The following is a 19,085-nucleotide window of genomic DNA, read 5'->3' as shown; positions in this document are numbered from 1 at the left end:
CCGTCAGGCCGGGATCGTCACGCGACGGGACGCGCGTTCGGTGAGGTACGCGAAGACCACACCGAGCACCGCCCACAGGGTGAGCTGCACGGTGAACGACGCGACCCGGAACTCCCACAGCAGCGTCGCGGGGAAGCCCTCCCCCACCTCGTCGATTTTCGGCAAGGCGAGATATCCGAGACCCACCACGACGAGGAAGGCAACCGCCGGGCCTGCGATGCGGACGGTGTGCAGATCCTGGGCGGCCAGCGCCTTCGCCACCGCGACGGCCACGGCGATCGCGACGAGTCCGAGAACGACCGAGGCGAGCCACAGCAGGGTGCGTTGATCGATCGTGTCGGGATCACCGACGGCCGGCGGATTCGCCGGATACTTCACGAACGGGACGGCCTCGACGGCGAGCCACGCTCCGGCCGCCCCGAACAATCCGAGCTTCCAGCCCGGCATGTCGGTGAGGCGACGCGCGAAGTGCAGCACCGACGCGTAGAGGGCGCCGAACGCGAGACCGGCGAGAGTCGTCGCGAGGAACAGTCCGGCCTTCTGCCCGGTACGGTCGACGAGCGCATCCTCGCCGTGACTGTGACCGTGGGATTCCCCGGTGGTCGCAGCGTGGTCGTGATCATGCGAATGCGCCTCGCCGGCAGCTTCTTCGAGCGCGATCGCGGATTCGATGTGGGGTTCGCCGACGACGAAGGCGACACCGCCGGCGAGCAGACCCGCGACGAGTCCGGCGAGCAGGCCCCGCAGCAGCAGGTGGAGGTAGGTTCCGGGCATCGTGGTCCCCGTTCTCAATGGCACGGAAGACCGAGGAGGTGCCGGCCGTCGTGCATCAGTTCGTGCATGAACATGCCGGTGCGCGAGATCGCGCCCTGATCGAATCCGACCAGGTAGAGAACGAGAAAAGCCGCGACGATCACTGCGGCGAGAGCGACTGCGAGTGCGGCGGAGCCGAGCGACTCGTCGGGGGTATGGACAACAGCCATGACAATCCTCCTGGGATTTCGCGCCCCATTCGATTCCGTCATGTGCCGCGGGAGTTTTCTGGCTTCCGGAGATTTCGACATCTCCGGTTACAGTGGCGCGACCGCTCCGGCTTTCCACCGGATTGCCTACACCTCGGCACATCTTTACCGACGCACCTTCGCACCGGGCGTTGTGCGATGTCAAGCGGAGAGGACGTACCTGCCGTGACCCGATTGTTCGTCGTCGCACACGCTTCCACGCGCGCGACGGAACAGGCCCGATTTCCGTGCGACGAACCGATCTCCGATCGGGGCCGCCGCGAACTCGGACGCCTCGCGGTGCCGGTCGTCGACCGGTGGGTATGTGCACCCGAGCGACGCGCGGTCGACACGGTCCACGCCTTCGGTGTCCCCGCCGAGATCGACTCCGCGCTGCGCGAGCTCGACTACGGCAGGTGGTGCGGGTCGGCGATGGGCGATGTGCCCGAGGGCGAGCTGGCGATGTGGCTGACCGAGCCGGCGGCCGCACCGCACGGCGGCGAGTCCGTCGAGGACCTCATCCGCCGGGTCGGCACCTGGCTGGCGGCACAGGACGACGGCTACGAACGGGTCGGGGTGGTGACACACCCGGCGGTCGTGCGAGCGGCGACGGTGTGCGCTCTCGACGCTCCGGCGGCGTCGTTCCGGAGGGTCGACGTGGGACCGCTGGACGTCGTCCGGCTCTACGGCGGGCCGGGGCGGTGGACTTTGCGGCCGAACCGATTCGCGCGGTGAGCTACCAGGTGACGTCCTTCTCGCACTGCTTGCCGTCGACTGTCGACTCCACCTGGACGGTGGCGTGCTCGAGCCCGTGCGACGACAGCGCGGTGCGCGCCGAGTCGAGGATCCACTGCGGGTCGTGGTCGCTGACGAGATGCACGGTCGCGACGTCCATGCCGGTGGTCAGCGTCCACACGTGCAGGTCGTGCACGCCGCACACGCCGGGCAGCGCGAGCAGGTCGGTGCGCAGCAGGTCGACGTCGAGATGCGCCGGCGAGGTCTGAGTGAGGATGCGCAGCGACTCGGCGGCCAGTCGCAGGGCGCGCGGCACGACCCACAGGGAGATGAGCACACCGACGACGACGTCGGCCAGGCTCCAGCCGAAGATCATGACGAGTGCGCCCGCGATGAGGACGCCGACGGATCCGACGGCGTCGGCGAGCACCTCCATGTAGGCGCCGCGCACCGCGATGCTGTCCTTCGCGTCGGCCCGCAGCATGAGCATCACGACGATGTTGGCGGCCAGTCCCGCGAGGGCGGTGACGATCATGGGCAGGCCGGGAAGTTCGGGGGCGTCGCCGATGCGGTCGATCGCCTCGTAGAACACCCAGCCGGCGACGCCGAGCAGCAGCACCGCGTTGACCATCGCGGTGAGGACTTCGGCGCGATGCCAGCCGAAGGTGCGCGAGGCCGCGCTGCTCCCGCGTCGGGCGAGGATGAGGGCGACCATGCCCATGGACACCCCGACGACGTCGGTGAGCATGTGGCCCGCGTCGGCGAGCAGGGCGAGAGAACCGATCAGGAGACCGACGAACGCCTCCAGTACGAAGAACGCTCCGAGGATGCCCAGCGCGAAGGCCATGCGCCGGATGACGGCGCGCGTGGGACCGGCGCCCTGACCGTGACCGTGGCCGACGCCGTGTGAGTGCCCGTGACCCGAACCCATCGAACTCCCTCTCCGAACCTCGGGCCATCGTATGCACGAATGCGCATATGTTTCAACGGCTACGTGCCCGGCGGGCTCGGAGGGCTTACTCGTCCGGGTCGTAGGCCGGATGTTCGACGGTGGATGGAAGGGTCGCGATCGCGGTGATCCGCTTGAGTCCGGCGGTCTGCAGCAGGTCGACGATCAGTGACCTCATCTGCGCGAACACCACCGTGGCCGACACTCCTGCCCCGGCGATGAGTTCGGGATCCATCTTCTTGGCGATGCTGCGCAGCACACGTGCAGCCTCGGCCTGGTCGGGCTGCTCCCCCGGCTCCGCGAGAACCATCTCGCGGAGCACGTCCACCGCATCGGCCACCTCGGCGAACCGCTGCACGAGCCGCGGATCGAGGATCTCGTCGTCGCGGACGAGGGTCAGCGACCGGCGCGCGAGCACGCGAATGTTGCGCATCGCGTGATCGATCGGGTCGGCGGCAGCCGTCAGGACCGCGAGACGCTTGCGGCTGTTCCAGTACAGCGGCGAGATCCGGCTGATCTCCCGACCGCCCTTGAGGTGGGTGCGCATCGAGTCGATCGCGGGCTGGGTGGCCCGCGCCTGCTTGAGGGCGTCCTCGATCGGTTTCGGGTTGTTCTCGACGAGCCCGGTCTCGACCTTCCTCAGGACCTCGCTCGCCGTGGCGAGGATCTCGGCGGCGTTGCGCCGGGCACGCCGCACCGGATGGGTGGGGATCATCGCGACGACCGCGATGCCCGTGAGACCCCCGACCAGGGCGTCGACCATCCGATCGGGCCCACCGGTGCCACCGGGTGGCAGCAGCGTCGCCACGAGCACCGCGGAGTTCCCGGCCTGCATCGCGAAGATCGGGCCGCTGTTCAACGCGACCGCCGTACTCATCGCGATGGTCACGACGAGCGCGATCTGCCACGGTCCGCTGCCGATCAGCGAGACGAGCAGGTCGCCCACGCCGATCCCGACGGTCACACCGCAGACGAGTTCGACGGAACGCCGCAATCGGGCGCCGAGACCGAGCCCGAGGGAGACGACTGCCGCGATGGGGGCGAAGAAGGGCTGTTGGTGCCCGACCAGATCCTTCGCGACCCACCACGCCAGGCCCGCCGCCAGCGCGCACTGCACGATCGGCAGCGCCGATGTGCGCAGCCGATCGAACGAGTCGGTCAGGCGTTTACGAGCTCCCTGACGGGTGGGTCGACGCCGGGTCGCCGCGGACAGTCTGTTCAACACAGACATGTACGGGCGTCTATTCGACGCCGAGTTCTTCCGCTGCCCGCGGGTCGCAGTCCTCGAGCAGGTCCAGGCAGCGGGCGTGCTCGTCCGACTCACCGATGGTTCGGGCTGCCCGGGCCAGGACGGCGACGCAACGCAGGAAACCGCGGTTGGGTTCGTGGCTGTAGGGCACGGGACCGAAACCCTTCCAGCCGTTGCGGCGCAGCTGGTCGAGACCGCGGTGATATCCGGTGCGTGCGTAGGCGTATGCCTGGATCGTCTCGCCACTGTCGAGTGCGGCCTCGGCGAGGTACGCCCAGGCGATCGAGGCGGTGGGATGGTCGGCTGCGACCTTCGCCGGGTCCTCGTTGTTCAGCAGGGCCGACTCCGCGTCGTCGTCGCCGGGGAGAAGGGTGGGCTGCGGTCCGAGAAGATCACCGAAAGACGTCATGGGGTCATTGTGCCCTTCCGTGGCGAAGGCTCGATAGAGTCCCCGGGTAACCGCAGGCCGTCGAGCGAGGTGCAGCACGTTGTCGGACCCGAAGAACGAAGAGTCACCCGAGCAGACTTCGACGACCCCTTCTGTCGAGACACCGGACGAGAGTGCGGAAAACGAACCCCCTGTCGAGCCGGCGGCGACCGACGAAGCAGCCGCAGAAGAAGCGGTATCCGAGGATGCAGTGCCCCAGGATGCAGTGCCCCAGGATGCAGTGCCCCAGGATGCAGTGCCCCAGGATGCAGCGTCCCAGGATGCAGTGCCCGAGGATGCAGTGGGCGCGGGAACCGAGAAGGCCGACGAGCCGGCGGAGCAGGTCTCCGAGAAACCTGAGGAGCCGACCACCGATGCGGCGTCCTCGGGTGAGGACGCGAGCAGCGATGAGCCGGAACAGGCTGCAGACGAGAGCGTCACCACGGACGAGACCGTGGCGCTTCCCGTCGTCGAACCCGAGACCGTCGAGTCCCGCCCGACCCCCGAATCCGAGCCCGCGCCCGATGTCACCTCCGCCGATGCGCCCACGGTGCAGATCCCGGTCCGCAGCCACGTGCCGAAGGCGCCGCCGCAGCGCATCGCTCCGCGCCGTGAGGAACCGACGGTTCAGCCCGAGCCCGTCCGCGTCGCCGTCCAGCCCACGCCCACGCGCATCCCGCCGGCCCGCGACAAGAGCCGCGGTCGTCGGCTGATCGCTGTCGGAGCAGCGGCCGTGCTGGTGGTCGTGGCGATCGTCGCGGCCGGCGTGATCGTGTTCCTGAAGGACCGCGCCGACAACTCCCCCGAGAGCCGGATCCGCGCGGGCATCGACACATTCGTCGGAGCACTCGAATCGGGCGACCTGGAGACTCTGCGGGAGTCGACCTGCGGAGCGCTCTCCGACTTCTACGAGACGGTCGATCCGGAGAACTTCCGCGACATCCACCGGCTCGCCGTCGAACAGGGCGAGATCCCGGTGGTGACGAGCGTCGATCGCATCCAGATCACCGAGGGCACCGCCATCGCGCAGGTCACCGCGCACACGGTGAACGATCCCGACGATGTCACCGACCGCACCTTCGACCTCACGCTCGACGGTGAGCAGTGGAAGGTCTGCAGCGAATAACGGGACGACAGCGACCACGAGTGTGCAGAAGTCGTCGTTCGCCCTCGGCGTGTCGCGAGGATTTCTGCACACCGTAGGGACGACGAAGGGCGCCGACGAGAACGTCGGCGCCCTTCTGGTATCGGTGGGGCCTTACTTGGCCGAGACCGAGCGTCCCGCCGACTTGAGGTCGTTGCAGGCCTCGATGACACGCTGCGTCATGGACGCCTCGGCCTTCTTGAGGTAGCTGCGCGGGTCGTAGGCCTTCTTGTTGCCGACCTCGCCGTCGATCTTGAGCACACCGTCGTAGTTGGTGAACATGTGTCCCGCGATCGGACGGGTGAACGCGTACTGCGTGTCGGTGTCGACGTTCATCTTCACGACGCCGTAGCTCAGCGCCTCGTCGATCTCCGACTTCAGCGAACCCGAACCGCCGTGGAAGACGAGGTCGAACGGCTTCGACCCCTCGGGCAGACCCAGCTTCTTCGACGCGGCGGCCTGGCCCTCGGCGAGGACGGACGGCTTGAGCTTGACGTTGCCCGGCTTGTAGACGCCGTGGACGTTGCCGAAGGTAGCGGCGAGCAGGTACTGGCCCTTGTCGGCGCCGAGCGCGTCGACGGTCTTCTCGAAGTCCTCGACCGTGGTGTAGAGCTTGTCGTTGATGGCGTTCTCGACGCCGTCCTCTTCACCGCCGACGACGCCGATCTCGATCTCGAGGATGATCTTCGCGGCCTTGGCGGCAGCGAGGAGTTCCTGCGCGATCTCGAGGTTCTCGTCGATCGGGATGGCCGAGCCGTCCCACATGTGCGACTGGAACAGCGGGTTCTGTCCGTTGTTCACGCGCTCCTGCGAGATCGCGATGAGCGGGCGGACGAAGCCGTCGAGCTTGTCCTTCGGGCAGTGGTCGGTGTGCAGAGCGATCGTCACGTCGTACTTCTCGGCGACGACGTGGGCGAACTCGGCGAGTGCCACGGCGCCGGTGACCATGTCCTTCACACCCAGGCCCGAGCCGAACTCGGCGCCACCGGTCGAGAACTGGATGATGCCGTCGCTGCCGGCGTCCGCAAAGCCCTTGATGGCGGCGTTGATCGTTTCGGACGACGTGCAGTTGATGGCCGGAAACGCGAAGGAGTGCTCCTTGGCGCGGGCGATCATCTCGGCGTAGACCTCGGGAGTTGCGATGGGCACGGCAGGTGACCTCCATGTCGACGTGTCTGTGCGCTCGGCCGATGTGGGCGGCGGCGCGTTGTCCCTGCATTATGGCAACTCCGGACGTCGAACGCTTGAGTGCATCCGCGAAGTCACGTGCGGCTGTGCCCGGCCGAGTGCCACTACGATGGCAGCCGTGATGACGGAGGCCCGCTCGGAGGCGAAACCCGAGGACGACGACCGCACCGCCCAACCGAAGCCGGCCGAGATGCTCGCCAACGTCGCGCGAGGCGGCCTGATCGGAGTTGCAGAGACGGTACCCGGCGTGTCGGGCGGTACAGTGGCCCTGGTCACAGGGATTTACAGTCGCCTGATCGCGTCCGGCAAGCACATCACGGACGTCCCCCGCGCGATGGTCGGGGGAGCGGGTTGGCGGACCGCTCTGCGACGTGTCGACTGGTGGCTTCTGATTCCGGTCGCTGTCGGCATGGTGGTCGCCGTGTTCTCGATCGCCGGGGTCATGGAGTCGTTCGTGAGCAACCAGCCCGTCTATTCCCGGGCATTGTTCATGGGAATGATCGCGACGTCGGTGATCGTCCCCTTCCTGGAAATCGAACGCGGAGCCCTACGTGCACGGGGAGCGAAGGGCCGCGCGTGCGCTCTGTTCGTACTGATGGCCGCCGCTGTGTTCGCGCTGACGTCGCTGCCTCGCAGCGAGATTACCGATCCGTCTCTGATCCTGGTCTTCGGCGCCGCGGCCGTGGCAGTCTGCGCTCTCGTGCTGCCGGGTGTCTCGGGATCGTTCTTCCTGCTGGTCGTCGGCCTCTACGCGCCGACGATGGCCGCCGTCGACGATCGGAACGTGCAATACCTGGGCGTGTTCGCGCTCGGGGCACTGGTGGGTGTGGTGACGTTCGTGCGCGTACTCGAATGGCTGCTGGAACGCCATCACACCGCGGCCATGGTCGCCGCAGCGGGTCTGATGCTCGGCTCACTACGTGCGCTGTGGCCGTGGCAGACGGATACCGGAGCACTCCTCGGCGTAGGCGACGGCTGGCCACTCGCATCGGGTCTGTTCGTGGCCGGTGCCGCTGTGGTCGGCGTGGTCGCTCTGGTCCAACGCCGGGTTTATGCCGCTGATGCCCGCGCATCCGTGGAGGCAGCGGAGCAAGCACGAAGTATCGAACAACGCTGAAGAACGACGCCGAACGCTGTACCGGGTCGGAGGATCGGTTCGTGAATCGGTACTCTCGCACGTCGTGATTACTTCGGTCCCCACGACCAACCTGGCACTGCTTCCGGGGTTTCTCGATCCTGTCAATCTCCTGAATTCGTTCGGGACCTGGATGCTCATCGGGCTACTGCTCGTGGTGTTCATCGAATCCGGCCTGCTGTTCCCGCTGCTGCCCGGCGACTCGCTGTTGTTCACCGCCGGCCTGATCGCGGCGGCCAAGTCGGCGGAGGTCGAACCGTTCGCCCCGTTGTGGGTGCTGATGGTGACGATCCCCATCGCGGCGGTCCTCGGCGACCAGGTCGGCTATCTCATCGGCGCGAAGGGCGGAACCAGGCTGTTCAAGCCGGACTCGAAGCTCTTCAAGCAGGCCTACATCGACGAAGCGCACCGCTTCTTCCTGCGCCACGGACCCGCGATGATCTTCCTGGCACGTTTCGTGCCGATTGTGCGCACCTACGCCCCGCTCGTCGCGGGCGCCGCGAAGATGCCCTACCGCGTGTTCATCACCTACAACATCATCGGCGGCATCGTGTGGGGCGCCGGCGTGACGCTGCTCGGCTACCTGCTGGGACAGATCGGCTTCATCGCCGACAACATCGACATCATCTTCCTGGGCATCGTGTTCGTCTCGGTCATCCCGATCATCACCGAGGTCGGCAAGCGCATGCTCAGCGCGCGTCGCGCAGCCAAGAACGGTGAGGCGCAGGCCGCCGAGGCCGACGCCGCGACGATGCCGATCAACCGCATCGAGTCCACGTAGGAAACGACCCTCGCACCGCGGAAGGTGGATTCCGCCCGTCGAACGAACGGGTCGGGATCCACCTTCTTCCGTTTCAGGACCGCGAGGCCGCGACGGCGTAGGCAGCTTCCATGAGCATCCACCCGCCGAGCTGCACCGACAGATCGCGTTCGGCGACGGCCGACTCGCGGACGGTGCCGCCCGCGAACCGCGCGACCGAGGTGCCCAGGCCGGGTAGCCGCGCCTGCCGCGACCAGTCGCGGCCGAAGACCGGCAGCTCCTCGACCTGCAGCCGGTTCTCCCAGGCGGCCTCCGCCGACGCCAGCACGATCCGTGCCGCGACGTTGCGGGCGCGGATGTCGTCGCGGTCGGCGACGGGCAGTGTCGTGGCGACCATCGCGAGGTAGCGGGCCAGGATCCCGTTGAACAGTCCCCCGTCGCCGCCTCCCCCGCCGGTGACGACGCTGCGCTCGGTGAGGTGATCGTCGACCGCGGCGACGAGCGCGTGGACCCTGTGGCGATGCCTGGATTCGTCGAGTTGCAGGGCGAGCTCGGTCTCGAGGCCGAGCGTCACCCCCTGGCAGTAGCTGTAGATCGCGCGTTCGTGCACGCCATCACGGATGCCGTCCAGGACGAGGCCCGTCTCGGGGTCGAGCAGCACGTCGTGGATCCAGTCGGCCATCTCCTCGGCGCGGTAGACCTTGCCGGTGCGGGCGAGCAGCAGCGCCGCCGGACCGTTCGCGGGGGCGTTGAAGAAGGTGTCCCGCCGGCGCCACGGGATGCCGCCGCCGCTCTCGGGTTGCCAGGCGTCGACGAGCTCGTCGACGAGGGTCGCGATCGCGCCGCGGTGGTCGACGTAGAGATGCCGTTCGGCCCGTTCGAGCGACAGGCCGAGCCACGCCATGTCGTCGTAGTAGTTGTTGGTCCAGCCGGTGAGGTTGCGGATGCGGTGGGTGCGTGCGAGCCGCACGACACGGCGCCGGCGGCGCGGGGTGGCGTCGCGCTCGGCGGCGTCGACGGCGGCGTCGATCAGGTGCGCCTGCCACCAGTAGTGCCAGGAGAGGAACAGTCGCTCACGTCGGACGGCGGGCCATCCGACCACCCCGAGCGCGGTGCCGGGCAGTGCCCAGAGACGACGGATGTGCCGCGACACGATCGCACCCTCCGCGGCGTCGGCCCGCTCCGACCACCGGGCGGCCTCGACTCCGTCCGAACGCTGTCCTGCTGCGGTGTTCATCACCCTCCACACTGCCCGACCGGCGGCCGCCCCGACGACGGTCCGCGCGACTTTCATCCCGGATTGCGGGGCAGGTGTTACCAGGCGTCCGAGAAATCGGCGTGCTGCCGGATCCACGCGTGCATTGCGATCCCCGCGGCGACACCCGCGTTGATGGACCGCGTGGAGCCGAACTGGGCGATGGAGACCGTCATCGAGGCGACGTTGCGGGCCGCTTCGGTGACGCCGGGACCCTCCTGCCCGAACAGCAGCAGGCAGCGGCGCGGCAGGGTCGCCGTCTCCAACCGGACCGAGCCGGGGGTGTTGTCCACCGCGACGATCTCGAGGTCCTGTTCGGCCGCCCACGCGACGAGCGCGTCGACATCCGAGTGGTGGAGCAGGTGCTGGTAGCGGTCGGTGACCATCGCTCCGCGCCGATTCCATCGGCGTCGCCCGACGATGTGCACGGTGCCCACGGCGAACGCGTTGGCGGTGCGAACGACCGTCCCGATGTTCGCGTCGTGGGCGAAGTTCTCGATGGCGACGTGCAGCGGGTGCCGGCGACGGTCGATGTCCGCGACGATCGCCTCGCGGGTCCAGTAGCGGTAGGCGTCGACGACGTTGCGCCGGTCGCCGTGGGCGAGCAGCTCGGGGTCGTAGCGCGGGTCGGTGGGCGGCTCGGTGCCGAACTCCTCGATCCACGGTCCGACGCCGTGCGGGTGCTCACCCCATTCGGTGGGGCCCGCCACGTCCTCGACGGCCGGTTCGGAATGCGTGTCGGTCACCGTCAGAACGTCTCGTTCGAACCTGCTGCGACACGGAAACCGTGGCCGGTGGCGTCGTTGGTGCAGGTCACGTCGGCTGCCGTGGTGGCGCACGTGTAGCCGAGCTGCGACAACGACGATCCCGGCGGCAGGACGGGGCTCGCCCCGTCGGGCGAGAGGTAGACCGGTCCGCCCGAGCACACGAACTCGCCTTCTCCGGAGTCCTGTACGCGGATGCCGAGTCCCCAGTTGACCATGCAGTCCTCGGGGCGCGGCGGGATCGGATCGGTCGGTCCTTCGCAGCCCGCCTCGGTGCGGGTGGGCAGCCGGACGATGCCGCATTCGAAGGTGCCGTCGGGGCTGCTGAAGTAGTACGACTCGTTGCGCTGGTACTCGACCTGCGCGAGCGGAGCCGGTTCCTCCGGGGAGGTCTCCGGCTCGGAAGCTGGTTCGGTCGTCGACGGGGTCGCCTCCTCGGTGGTGCTCGCAGCGACCGTCGTGGAGGGGGTCGTCGAGGCAGCCGCGGAGGTCGTCGTCGACGTCGCTCCGGAGTCGGCCTCCGGCCCGTCCGCGGAGCCTCCGCATCCTGCGACGAACAGTGCCACACCCGCGACGACTGCGACCGGCCACATCCGAATTCTCACGCAACACCCTTCCCGACGACGTGCGGGTGTCACTCTATCGAGCGGCGTCAGTGGCCGGTCAGGCGCCGGTTCACCAGGCGATTCATCCATCCGGGCGACACCTGGGCGAGCGTGGCGAGCACGGTCGCCTGCCGGCCCACGGGCCGATGCACCCGTCCCGAGCGCCGCGTGGGACGAGTCGCGTCGAACACCGCGCGGGCGACGTCGTCGGCGCCGAGGTTCACGCCCAGGGAGCGTCGCGAGCCGATGTCCATCCCGTCGACCATGTTCGTGTCGACGAACAGCGGCCACAACGCCTGCACTTTGATGTCATGGCGGGCCCACTCGAGTTCGAGTGCTTCGGTCAGGCCGCGCACCGCGAACTTGGTGGCGCTGTAGGTGGCGAGCTCGGGCTGTCCGTAGAGCGCCGACGCCGAGCACATGTTCACGATGTGCGCGCCAGGGGTGTCGCGGAGATACGGGAAGGCCGCGTGGCAGCCGAGGACGACACCGGTGACGTTGACGTCGACGAGCTGCCGGTGCCGGCTCGCCGGGGTGTCCTCGAACGGCCCGGACGACAGCAGCCCGGCGTTGTTGACGAGGACGTCGAGCCGGCCGTCGGTGCAGAACTCCTCGAGTACGCGGGTCCACGCGGAGGTGTCGGTGACGTCGAGGGCACCGGTGGCGATCTGCCCCGCGGTGACCGAGGCGCCTTCCTCGGCGAGGCTCGCGAGCCCCGCGGTGTCGATGTCGAAGGCGCCGACGCGGTAACCGTGACGGGCGAAGAGCAGGGCTGTGGAGCGGCCGATACCGGCGGCGGCTCCGGTGATCACCACGCTGGGAGCAGACATGGCATCACCCTAGTCACGGGCGGGAGCCGACGGCGCACAGCGGGGATAGGCTGGGATCGGAGGAGCTGTGAATCGTCGTATCGTTGCCACCGTCGCGTTCGTCACCGTGGGATATGTCGTCGTTCTCGCGTTGTGGATGCACCTGTTCCTGCCGATCTCCGAACCCGGCACCGAGGGCTTCCAGGTGGTCTTCCTCGTCTGCCTGTACGGCACCGTGCTCGGTCTGTCGATGGCGCTCGCGGGTCGCCGCTCGAAGGTCATGCGCCGTATCGAACGCGAAGGGTACGAGGGATGGGCGACCATCCGTTCCGCGACACCGCTCGATCTGACCTCGACCGGTCAGCTGACCCGGCTCGATCTCGAGCTCACGGTGCCCGGCTCGGAGTCCTATCGCGGCACGGTCGTCTACGAGGTCGACCGTCGCAACCTGCAGCGCTACGCGCCCGGGGAGGTCGTGAGCATCTGGGTGGACCCGCTCGACCGCGACCGGATCGTCCTCTATCCCTGACTGTTCCGGCTCGTGAGAGCAAGGAGCCCTTCCACGAGTAACAGCTGGGCCACGGTGTAGGTGGCGAGCACGAACCCTTCCGCTGCCGCGCGCATCTTCTCGTCCTTCAGGAGGGTGCGGCGCACCACGATCGATCCGTCGGACAGCGTGAAGATCAGGCCGCCGAGACCGAGCCGACTGCGCCTGTCGGCACCCGGCACGGCCAGCCCTGCGCGCACTCGCGCACCGGGTGCGAGGGCGGGGTCTCCGGCAAGGATCGCAGTGGTGGCGAGCAGGGCGCCGTATCCGGTCAGCGGCGCGGCCACCGAGCGGTTGCGGGCGGCGAGCAGACCGGCCGCACCGGCCAGGGCACCGGCACGCTGCACCGCGACCGGCTTCGACACCCGCGCACCGCGCCGGACGAGGATGCTCGAGTAGGCGGTCTGCATGACACCGAAACAGGCTGCACCGCTCAGGATCCGGCGGTCCTCGTCGGAGCGGATCATGGCGATGTCACCGAGGGTGGCGGCTGCGAGACCTGCGACAAGCAGGGCGGTGTCGGCGCGATCGGTGTCGCGGGAGCGGCGCAGCACCCGCACGGCGAGCGCGGGTGCGATGAGCGGTTTGGCGATCTGCTGCAACTTCTCGTTCCCCGACACTCCCCCGACGACGGTGGCGGCCGACGCCGCCGCGAACACCGCGTGCTCGACGCCCCACCTCTTGCGACTGAACCAACCCATGCGCGCACAGTACCCGGCTGCATCGATCGTCCCGCAAGCTTCAGCAGCGGCGCGCACCGCCGGACGCCGTGGCGCGCAGGAAGGTCGGCGCCGGCAGGTCGCGCTGCACAGCGGCGTCGGCGACGGCCTTCCGCACCGAGTCCACGCGGTCGTCCTCGCACAGCGCGATCGCCGACCCGCCGAAACCGCCGCCCACCATCCGGGCGCCGAGTGCACCGGCAGCGACGGCCGCGTCGACTGCGGTGTCGAGTTCGAGGCAGCTGACCTCGAAGTCGTCGCGCAACGAGCGGTGCGACGCATCGAGCAATGGTCCGAGATCCCGGATCCGCCCTGCCCGCAACAACTCCGCAGCCTTCTGAACGCGGGCGATCTCGTCGATCACGTGCCGGGCGCGGCGACGTAGGACGGGATCGTCGATCAGGTCCGCCGACGAGGCGTCGCGCAAGCTCTCCACGCCGAGGAACCGGGTGGCGTCTTCGACCTCACGGCGACGCTGTCCGTACTGTCCGTCGGCGAGCTCGTGCCCGGTCCCGGTGTCGACGACCAGCACGGTCAGCCCGCCGGCTTCCGCGTCGAACGGGATGTGTTCGCTGCTGCCATCGGCGAAGTCGAGGAGCAGCGCGTGGCCCGGACGTGCGTGGAGGGCGATCCGCTGGTCGAGCCCACCGGTGGGGGCACCGGCGTAATCGTTCTCCGCGCGCACACACGCCGCGGCGAGTCGATCACGGCCGTCGTCGCCGAGGGGCAGCCCGCACAGGTCGGCGAGCGCCACCGCGACCGACGTCTCGAGCGCCGCGGACGACGAGAGTCCCGCTCCGACGGGCACGTCCGACGCGACCGCGATGTCCGCACCGGTCAATCCCGGCGGGTCGAGCGTCCAGATCACGCCGGCGACGTAGGCGGCCCAGCCGTCGACGTGCCGGTCGCGCAGATCCAGGTCGACGCCGTCGAAACCGGAACTGCGCACGCGCAGTACATGATCGGAGCGCCGACGCACCGCGACGACGGTGATCTGCGGGATCGCCATCGGCAGACACAGACCCCCGGCGTAGTCGACGTGCTCGCCCATGAGATTGACGCGCCCGGGGGCGCACCAGCAGCCCTCGGGTTCGGTGCCGAACTCGGTCGCGAACAGTGCGCGGGCGGTCTCTGCGAGCGTCATGGCGCCACCTCACGCAGGCGTTCGACGATCCGTTCGGGGGTGGTGTCGCTGATCCACGCGCCCATCGCGGATTCGGACCCTGCGAGATATTTCAGCTTGTCCGGGGCCCGCCGCAACGAGAAGATCTGGCAGAACAGCCGCATGTCCCCGCGAGGTGCACCGACCGGCGCCTGGTGCCAGGCAGCGATGTAGGGGGCGCGGTCGACGCCGGGGAAGAACCGGTCGACGCGGCCGAGAAGGTCGCGCTGGACGGCGGCGAGTTCGTCGCGTTCGTGTTCGTCGAGGGCGGCGAGATCCGGGATGTCGCGGTGCGGGACGAGGTGCACCTCGACGGGCCAGCGTGCCGCGGCGGGGACATAGGCCGACCACGCGTCGCCGGAGACCACCAGTCGGGTGCCCGCGCGTCGTTCGGCGTCGAGGATGGCGCCCTGCAGCGACCTGCCGGTCCGCTGCCGATACTCACGGGCGCGGTCGAGCAGGGCGCGTGAGCGCGGTGGGACGAACGGGTAGGCGTAGATCTGCCCGTGTGGATGTTGCAGTGTCACACCGATTTCCACGCCGCGATTCTCGAAGCAGAAGACCTGCTCGACATCCGGTTGCTTCGACAGCGCGGCGGTGCGGGCGGCGAGCGCATCGATGACGGTGCGCGCCCGCGGCACGGAGAGGTCGGCGAATCGGGCGTCGTGGTCGGGGGTGAACGCGACGACCTCGCAGCGGCCGGTCGCCGGTCGTCGCGGCCACAGACCTTCGTCGTCGACGAGATCCTCACCGGCCGACGGCGCCCCGAGCGACGGAAAACGGTTCTCGAACACGACGACGTCGTAGTCGTCGGCCGGGATCTCGGTACACACGTCCGCCCTGCTCGGGCACAGCGGGCAGTCGACGGCCGACGGCAGGAAGGTGCGGTCCATGCGGTGGGCCGCGAAGGTGACCCACTCCCCCGTCAGCGGGTCGCCGCGCATCTCGGAGGTCGCCGCGACCGGCGGCAGGTCGCGGCGGTCGCGGAGGTCGCGGGTCGCGGCACCGGAGACGAACGGCTCGGTGTCGTCGAAATAGATCAGTTCCCGGCCGTCCGCGAGATGCGTGACGGTCTGCCGGACCCGCGCCCCCACGCGGCTACTTGTCGTCCAGACCCAGGTCGGCGAGGCCGAGCAGGGAACGGTACTCGACGCCCTCGGCGGCGATGACCTCGTCGGCGCCGGTCGCGCGGTCGACGACGGTCGCGACACCCACGACGATCGCGCCGGCATCGCGCAGCGCCTTGACGGCGGTGAGCGGCGAGTTGCCGGTGGTGGTGGTGTCCTCGACGACGAGCACGCGCTTGCCGGTGACGTCCGGTCCCTCGATCTGCCGCTGCATGCCGTGGGCCTTGGCGGCCTTGCGGACGACGAAGGCGTCGATGGGCCGGCCGGGGGCGTGCATGACGGCGAGGGCGACGGGGTCGGCACCCATGGTCAGGCCTCCGACGGCGTCGAAGTCCCAGTCGGAGACGAGTTCGCGCAGGAGCGTGCCGATGAGCGGGCCGGCCTTGTGGTGCAAGGTCGCGCGGCGCAGGTCGACGTAATAGTCGGCTTCCTTACCGGACGACAGGGTCACGCGGCCGTGTACCACCGCCAGCTCGCGTACCAGTGCTGCCAGTTCGTCGCGGTCACTCATTGCGTCCTCACCCGTCGTTCGGCGGCGCGACGCCGGTGCGGTCGCGCTCGTGTCGGGGAACGAGCCTAGTCGCTGCGGGTCGCAGGTCAGGCAGCGACGGTGTCGGAGGTCGCCTCGGACTCCGACCGGACGTCGTTCTCGACAACCTTCGCATCGACGGTCTCGTGCCTGCGGGCCGGCTCGGATGCGGCGACGGGCGTGGGCGCCTCGAACAGCACGACAGGTCCGACGGCCGCGAGCTTCGCGAACAGCGAGGTGGGGAATCCGCCGACCGCGGTGTTCAGTGCGCCACCGAGGTCGTTGTGTACGCGGACGGCTCCGGCGATGCGCTGCTCGCGGGTCTGCAGTTCCCGGGCGACCCGGATGAACGGCGAGTGGTTGACCCCTCCGAGTCCACCGATCAGCTCGTGGAGCGTCGCCGACAGCGCGTTCTCCGCACCGGCGCGTTCGGTGAGACCCAGGCGCTGGTCGCGCACACCGATGGCGAGCGAGCGGGCGCCGACGACGGGCCGGATGCGCTCACGTTCTACACCGGCGCCGGCCGACGCCGCGATGAGCGCGGGCACGAGATCGTAGCGGTCGTCGAGCTCGTGGAGGAGCAGGCGCAGGCTCTCCCGGTGGCGTTGCTGCAACGTTTGAAGACGGCGCACGCCTGCGCGCAACCACAGCACCACCGCAACCACGACAGCAACACAGAGCACCACAGCCACAGACGTCACGCGCAGAAATGTACCGAGCGCACGAACCGCGTCGAAGACTGCACCCGGCGTGTCCTGCGCGGTGTATCCGTACCGTGATCTGGCAACGCCCGCCGTCAGTTCGTCCGTGGCGATCGGGTGCTGTCGCGGCCGCAGCCGATCAGGTCCGGCCGCGACCGTTGCCGAAGGTGTTGGTCAGCTTCCGCACGAGGTTCTGCGGCACCAGTCGTCCCGCCGTGGCGAGCACCTTGTACTGCAGCCCCGGAATGCTGCGGACCTTGCCCTTGTCGAGGTCGGCGAGCGAAGTGCGCACCACCTCGTCGACGTCGAGCCACATCAGGTTCGGGGTGGACGACATGTCGATCCCGGCACGCTGATGGAACTCGGTGCGCACGAAGCCCGGGCACAGTGCCTGCACCCGCACGCCCGTGCCGGCGAGGCCACCGTGGACCGTTCCCGCTCTGGTGGACACCCGGAGATGAGCGGTGAGTTCCCCCAAGATAGAGGGAGCGGATTATGGGATCTACTCGTCGGAGCTTCACTGCCGAGTACAAGGCCAACGCGGTAAGTTTGGTCATCGATGATGGCCGTGCGATCGCCGAAGTTGCACGCAGTATCGGCGTTCACGAGATGACGTTGGGGAAATGGGTGAAGAAGACTCGAGACGAGGGAAACGGTGAGTCTGACCGCCCGTTGAATGAGGACGAGCGGGCGGAACTCGAGCGCCTTCGCGAAGAAGTGAAGCACGCCCGGATGGAGGTGGAGTTCGCAAAAAAAGTAGCGACCTGGTTCGCGAAAGACCCGCGGTGAAATTCGCGGCTATCGCGGACTGGGCTGAATCCGATTCATATCCGGTCACGTTCATGTGTGCTCAACTCGGCGTATCGACTTCTGGCTACTACAAGTGGCGCGGCAAGTCGCGCTCAGCTCGAGACCTCCGAGACGACGAGTTAACAGCGCTGATCGAGTACCACTACGAGCACCTCAACGGCCGTCCCGGCGTTCGGCGCATGCGTGCGGAACTCGCCGCCGGCGGCCACCGGGTCTCGCACAAGCGGGTGTGGCGGCTCATGAAGGTCGCAGGTCTGGAAGGCCGCCACCCGAAGGCGTGGAAACGCACCACCGTCGCCGGAGACAGCCCCGTTGGGGCACCTGACCTCATCGGCCGCGACTTCACGGCGGCCGAGGCGAACACCAAATGGTGCGGCGATATTACTTACGTACGGACCTGGAACGGCTGGGCGTACCTGGCCACCGTCATCGATCTGCACTCCCGGATGGTCGTCGGATGGGCCGTGGCCGACCACATGCGAACCGAGCTGGTCACCGACGCACTGGACATGGCCATCGCTCGTCGTCGACCACCCGGAAAAGTCATATTCCACAGCGATCGCGGAACTCAATACACGTCCACCGACTTCGATAAGTACTGCACGAAAAACAATATCCGACGATCATTGGGGCGCACTGGCATTTGTTTCGACAACGCGGTCGCAGAATCATTCTTCGCGAGCTACAAGAAGGAACTCATTCACACGCGCCCGTGGCCCACTCTAAAAGCACTCAAAAAGAGCACATTCACCTGGATTGAGGAGTACTACAATAGGGCCCGACGACATTCCACACTGGGCTATTTGACACCAGCCGAGTTTGAACTAGGATTCAGAGACATATACGAACTCGCCGCTTAATTGCAGTGGCCACTTTAGCGGGAACACTCCACCGGCCAGCCCTTCGGTGAACGACACGACATAGGCCTTGCTGCCGGAGTAGGTGGAACCGCGACCGGGCAGCAGACCGGCCACGCTCGCGACGTTGACGATGTCGCCCCTGCCCGCCTCGATCATCGACGGGAGCGCGGCGCGGGTGAACGCGACGACCGAGGTGACGTTGACGTCGAGCTGCGCCTGCAGCAGGCCCGGATCGGCGGTCCAGAACTCGCCGGTCGTGCCGAAGCCGGCGTTGTTGACGAGCATCTCGACACCGCGACCGAGGCGTTCGACGACGAGATCGCGACCGTCGACGGCCGCCAGATCGGCGACGATGATCTCCGATGCCGCCCCGAACTTCTGCTTCAGCTCGGCGGCGAGTTCGTCGAGGGCGGGACGGGTGCGGGCGACGAGCACGAGGTCGTAACCGCGACTCGCGAGGGTGCGGGCGAAACCCGCACCGATTCCCGAGGTGGGTCCGGTCACGAGCGCGACGGGGCGGACGGAAGTCATGGCCGCCACACTAACGACACGCGACGCGCGCGACCACCTCCCGAGGATCTACCTCAGTGACAATTCTCGGCGTTTCGC

The 19,085-nt window shown here is 68.3% G+C and carries 22 protein-coding genes, 2 pseudogenes and 1 riboswitch; of the genes and pseudogenes, 7 read left to right on the top strand and 17 right to left on the bottom strand.

Annotation, left to right across the window (positions count from 1 at the left end; genetic code table 11):
- Positions 1–3 precede the first annotated feature (3 nt).
- The gene (locus M3330_RS16255; protein ID WP_019291054.1) at positions 4–774 is read right to left on the bottom strand and encodes a CbtA family protein; all 771 of its coding nucleotides are present in this window, start codon (positions 772–774) and stop codon (positions 4–6) included.
- 14 nt (positions 775–788) lie between these two features.
- Positions 789–983: a CbtB domain-containing protein gene (locus tag M3330_RS16250; protein ID WP_006552982.1), complete on the bottom strand. Its 195-nt coding sequence runs from the start codon at positions 981–983 to the stop codon at positions 789–791.
- A gap of 54 nt (positions 984–1,037) precedes the next feature.
- Positions 1,038–1,107, bottom strand: a riboswitch (cobalamin riboswitch).
- A gap of 80 nt (positions 1,108–1,187) precedes the next feature.
- Between M3330_RS16250 and M3330_RS16245 the strand changes: the two genes are divergently transcribed.
- Positions 1,188–1,736 (top strand): histidine phosphatase family protein, encoded by a 549-nt coding sequence (locus M3330_RS16245; protein ID WP_006552983.1) that lies wholly within the window; start codon positions 1,188–1,190, stop codon positions 1,734–1,736.
- Position 1,737: 1 nt separating this feature from the next.
- Here M3330_RS16245 and M3330_RS16240 read toward each other — a convergent pair whose 3' ends face one another.
- The 3 genes from M3330_RS16240 to M3330_RS16230 all read right to left on the bottom strand — a co-directional run bounded on the left by M3330_RS16240 (position 1,738) and on the right by M3330_RS16230 (position 4,343).
- Complete coding sequence (locus tag M3330_RS16240; RefSeq protein ID WP_006552984.1) at positions 1,738–2,667, bottom strand: cation diffusion facilitator family transporter; 930 nt, start codon at positions 2,665–2,667, stop codon at positions 1,738–1,740.
- A gap of 85 nt (positions 2,668–2,752) precedes the next feature.
- Complete coding sequence (locus tag M3330_RS16235; protein ID WP_255025507.1) at positions 2,753–3,916, bottom strand: aromatic acid exporter family protein; 1,164 nt, start codon at positions 3,914–3,916, stop codon at positions 2,753–2,755.
- A 10-nt stretch (positions 3,917–3,926) separates the two neighbouring features.
- Positions 3,927–4,343 carry a DUF3151 domain-containing protein gene (locus M3330_RS16230; RefSeq protein WP_006552986.1) on the bottom strand — a complete coding sequence of 139 codons (417 nt, stop codon included), beginning with the start codon at positions 4,341–4,343 and terminating at the stop codon, positions 3,927–3,929.
- A gap of 304 nt (positions 4,344–4,647) precedes the next feature.
- Here M3330_RS16230 and M3330_RS16225 point away from each other — a divergent pair, with 304 nt between their 5' ends.
- The gene (locus tag M3330_RS16225; RefSeq protein WP_230809874.1) at positions 4,648–5,487 is read left to right on the top strand and encodes a hypothetical protein; all 840 of its coding nucleotides are present in this window, start codon (positions 4,648–4,650) and stop codon (positions 5,485–5,487) included.
- A gap of 132 nt (positions 5,488–5,619) precedes the next feature.
- Here M3330_RS16225 and fbaA read toward each other — a convergent pair whose 3' ends face one another.
- On the bottom strand, positions 5,620–6,654 hold the full coding sequence (gene fbaA, locus M3330_RS16220; protein ID WP_006552988.1) for a class II fructose-bisphosphate aldolase: 1,035 nt from the start codon (positions 6,652–6,654) through the stop codon (positions 5,620–5,622).
- A 160-nt stretch (positions 6,655–6,814) separates the two neighbouring features.
- Between fbaA and M3330_RS16215 the strand changes: the two genes are divergently transcribed.
- Positions 6,815–7,810, top strand: coding sequence for a DUF368 domain-containing protein (locus M3330_RS16215; protein WP_255028922.1), 996 nt, complete (start codon positions 6,815–6,817; stop codon positions 7,808–7,810).
- Positions 7,811–7,874: 64 nt separating this feature from the next.
- On the top strand, positions 7,875–8,609 hold the full coding sequence (locus M3330_RS16210; RefSeq protein ID WP_006552990.1) for a VTT domain-containing protein: 735 nt from the start codon (positions 7,875–7,877) through the stop codon (positions 8,607–8,609).
- A gap of 73 nt (positions 8,610–8,682) precedes the next feature.
- On the opposite strand, the gene M3330_RS16205 is transcribed toward M3330_RS16210, so the two are convergent.
- The 4 genes from M3330_RS16205 to M3330_RS16190 form a co-directional block, all read right to left on the bottom strand.
- Entirely contained in the window at positions 8,683–9,825 is a 1,143-nt protein-coding gene (locus M3330_RS16205; protein ID WP_255025501.1) for a glycoside hydrolase family 76 protein, read from the bottom strand.
- Between the two features lie 77 nt (positions 9,826–9,902).
- Complete coding sequence (locus M3330_RS16200; RefSeq protein WP_019291047.1) at positions 9,903–10,589, bottom strand: RNA methyltransferase; 687 nt, start codon at positions 10,587–10,589, stop codon at positions 9,903–9,905.
- Positions 10,590–10,591: 2 nt separating this feature from the next.
- Entirely contained in the window at positions 10,592–11,200 is a 609-nt protein-coding gene (locus tag M3330_RS16195; RefSeq protein WP_200360236.1) for a hypothetical protein, read from the bottom strand.
- Between the two features lie 59 nt (positions 11,201–11,259).
- Positions 11,260–12,042 (bottom strand): SDR family oxidoreductase, encoded by a 783-nt coding sequence (locus M3330_RS16190; RefSeq protein ID WP_024101893.1) that lies wholly within the window; start codon positions 12,040–12,042, stop codon positions 11,260–11,262.
- A gap of 67 nt (positions 12,043–12,109) precedes the next feature.
- Between M3330_RS16190 and M3330_RS16185 the strand changes: the two genes are divergently transcribed.
- The gene (locus M3330_RS16185; protein WP_019291044.1) at positions 12,110–12,550 is read left to right on the top strand and encodes a hypothetical protein; all 441 of its coding nucleotides are present in this window, start codon (positions 12,110–12,112) and stop codon (positions 12,548–12,550) included.
- On the opposite strand, the gene M3330_RS16180 is transcribed toward M3330_RS16185, so the two are convergent.
- The 6 genes and pseudogenes from M3330_RS16180 to M3330_RS16155 form a co-directional block, all read right to left on the bottom strand.
- Positions 12,541–13,269, bottom strand: a complete 729-nt coding sequence (locus M3330_RS16180) for a lysoplasmalogenase family protein (RefSeq protein WP_033096220.1) — start codon at positions 13,267–13,269, stop codon at positions 12,541–12,543. The genes M3330_RS16185 and M3330_RS16180 overlap by 10 nt on opposite strands.
- Positions 13,270–13,309: 40 nt before the next feature.
- Positions 13,310–14,431, bottom strand: a complete 1,122-nt coding sequence (gene galK, locus M3330_RS16175; RefSeq protein WP_255025494.1) for a galactokinase — start codon at positions 14,429–14,431, stop codon at positions 13,310–13,312.
- Positions 14,428–15,543 (bottom strand): galactose-1-phosphate uridylyltransferase, encoded by a 1,116-nt coding sequence (gene galT, locus M3330_RS16170; protein WP_255025492.1) that lies wholly within the window; start codon positions 15,541–15,543, stop codon positions 14,428–14,430. Before galT ends, galK begins: the two co-directional genes overlap by 4 nt.
- A gap of 4 nt (positions 15,544–15,547) precedes the next feature.
- On the bottom strand, positions 15,548–16,087 hold the full coding sequence (gene pyrE, locus M3330_RS16165; protein WP_006552999.1) for an orotate phosphoribosyltransferase: 540 nt from the start codon (positions 16,085–16,087) through the stop codon (positions 15,548–15,550).
- Between the two features lie 86 nt (positions 16,088–16,173).
- Entirely contained in the window at positions 16,174–16,761 is a 588-nt protein-coding gene (locus M3330_RS16160) for a LemA family protein (RefSeq protein WP_064852465.1), read from the bottom strand.
- A 184-nt stretch (positions 16,762–16,945) separates the two neighbouring features.
- Positions 16,946–17,230 (bottom strand): annotated as a pseudogene (locus tag M3330_RS16155) (short-chain dehydrogenase); the annotation flags it as partial.
- Positions 17,231–17,301: 71 nt separating this feature from the next.
- Here M3330_RS16155 and M3330_RS16150 point away from each other — a divergent pair.
- Both M3330_RS16150 and M3330_RS16145 read left to right on the top strand, forming a co-directional pair.
- Positions 17,302–17,595 carry a transposase gene (locus M3330_RS16150; protein ID WP_006898371.1) on the top strand — a complete coding sequence of 98 codons (294 nt, stop codon included), beginning with the start codon at positions 17,302–17,304 and terminating at the stop codon, positions 17,593–17,595.
- Positions 17,592–18,476, top strand: coding sequence for an IS3 family transposase (locus M3330_RS16145; protein ID WP_204650704.1), 885 nt, complete (start codon positions 17,592–17,594; stop codon positions 18,474–18,476). The genes M3330_RS16150 and M3330_RS16145 overlap by 4 nt, the downstream gene beginning before the upstream one ends.
- A gap of 27 nt (positions 18,477–18,503) precedes the next feature.
- On the opposite strand, the pseudogene M3330_RS16140 reads toward M3330_RS16145, so the two are convergent.
- A pseudogene (locus tag M3330_RS16140) lies at positions 18,504–19,007 on the bottom strand (SDR family NAD(P)-dependent oxidoreductase); the annotation flags it as partial.
- Positions 19,008–19,085 lie beyond the last annotated feature (78 nt).

This window comes from Rhodococcus sp. GA1 (genome assembly GCF_024321955.1).
Classification (GTDB): domain Bacteria; phylum Actinomycetota; class Actinomycetes; order Mycobacteriales; family Mycobacteriaceae; genus Rhodococcus; species Rhodococcus pyridinivorans.
The sequence above is the reverse complement of the archived record's forward strand: the minus strand, read 5'-3'. Positions and strand labels throughout refer to the sequence as shown.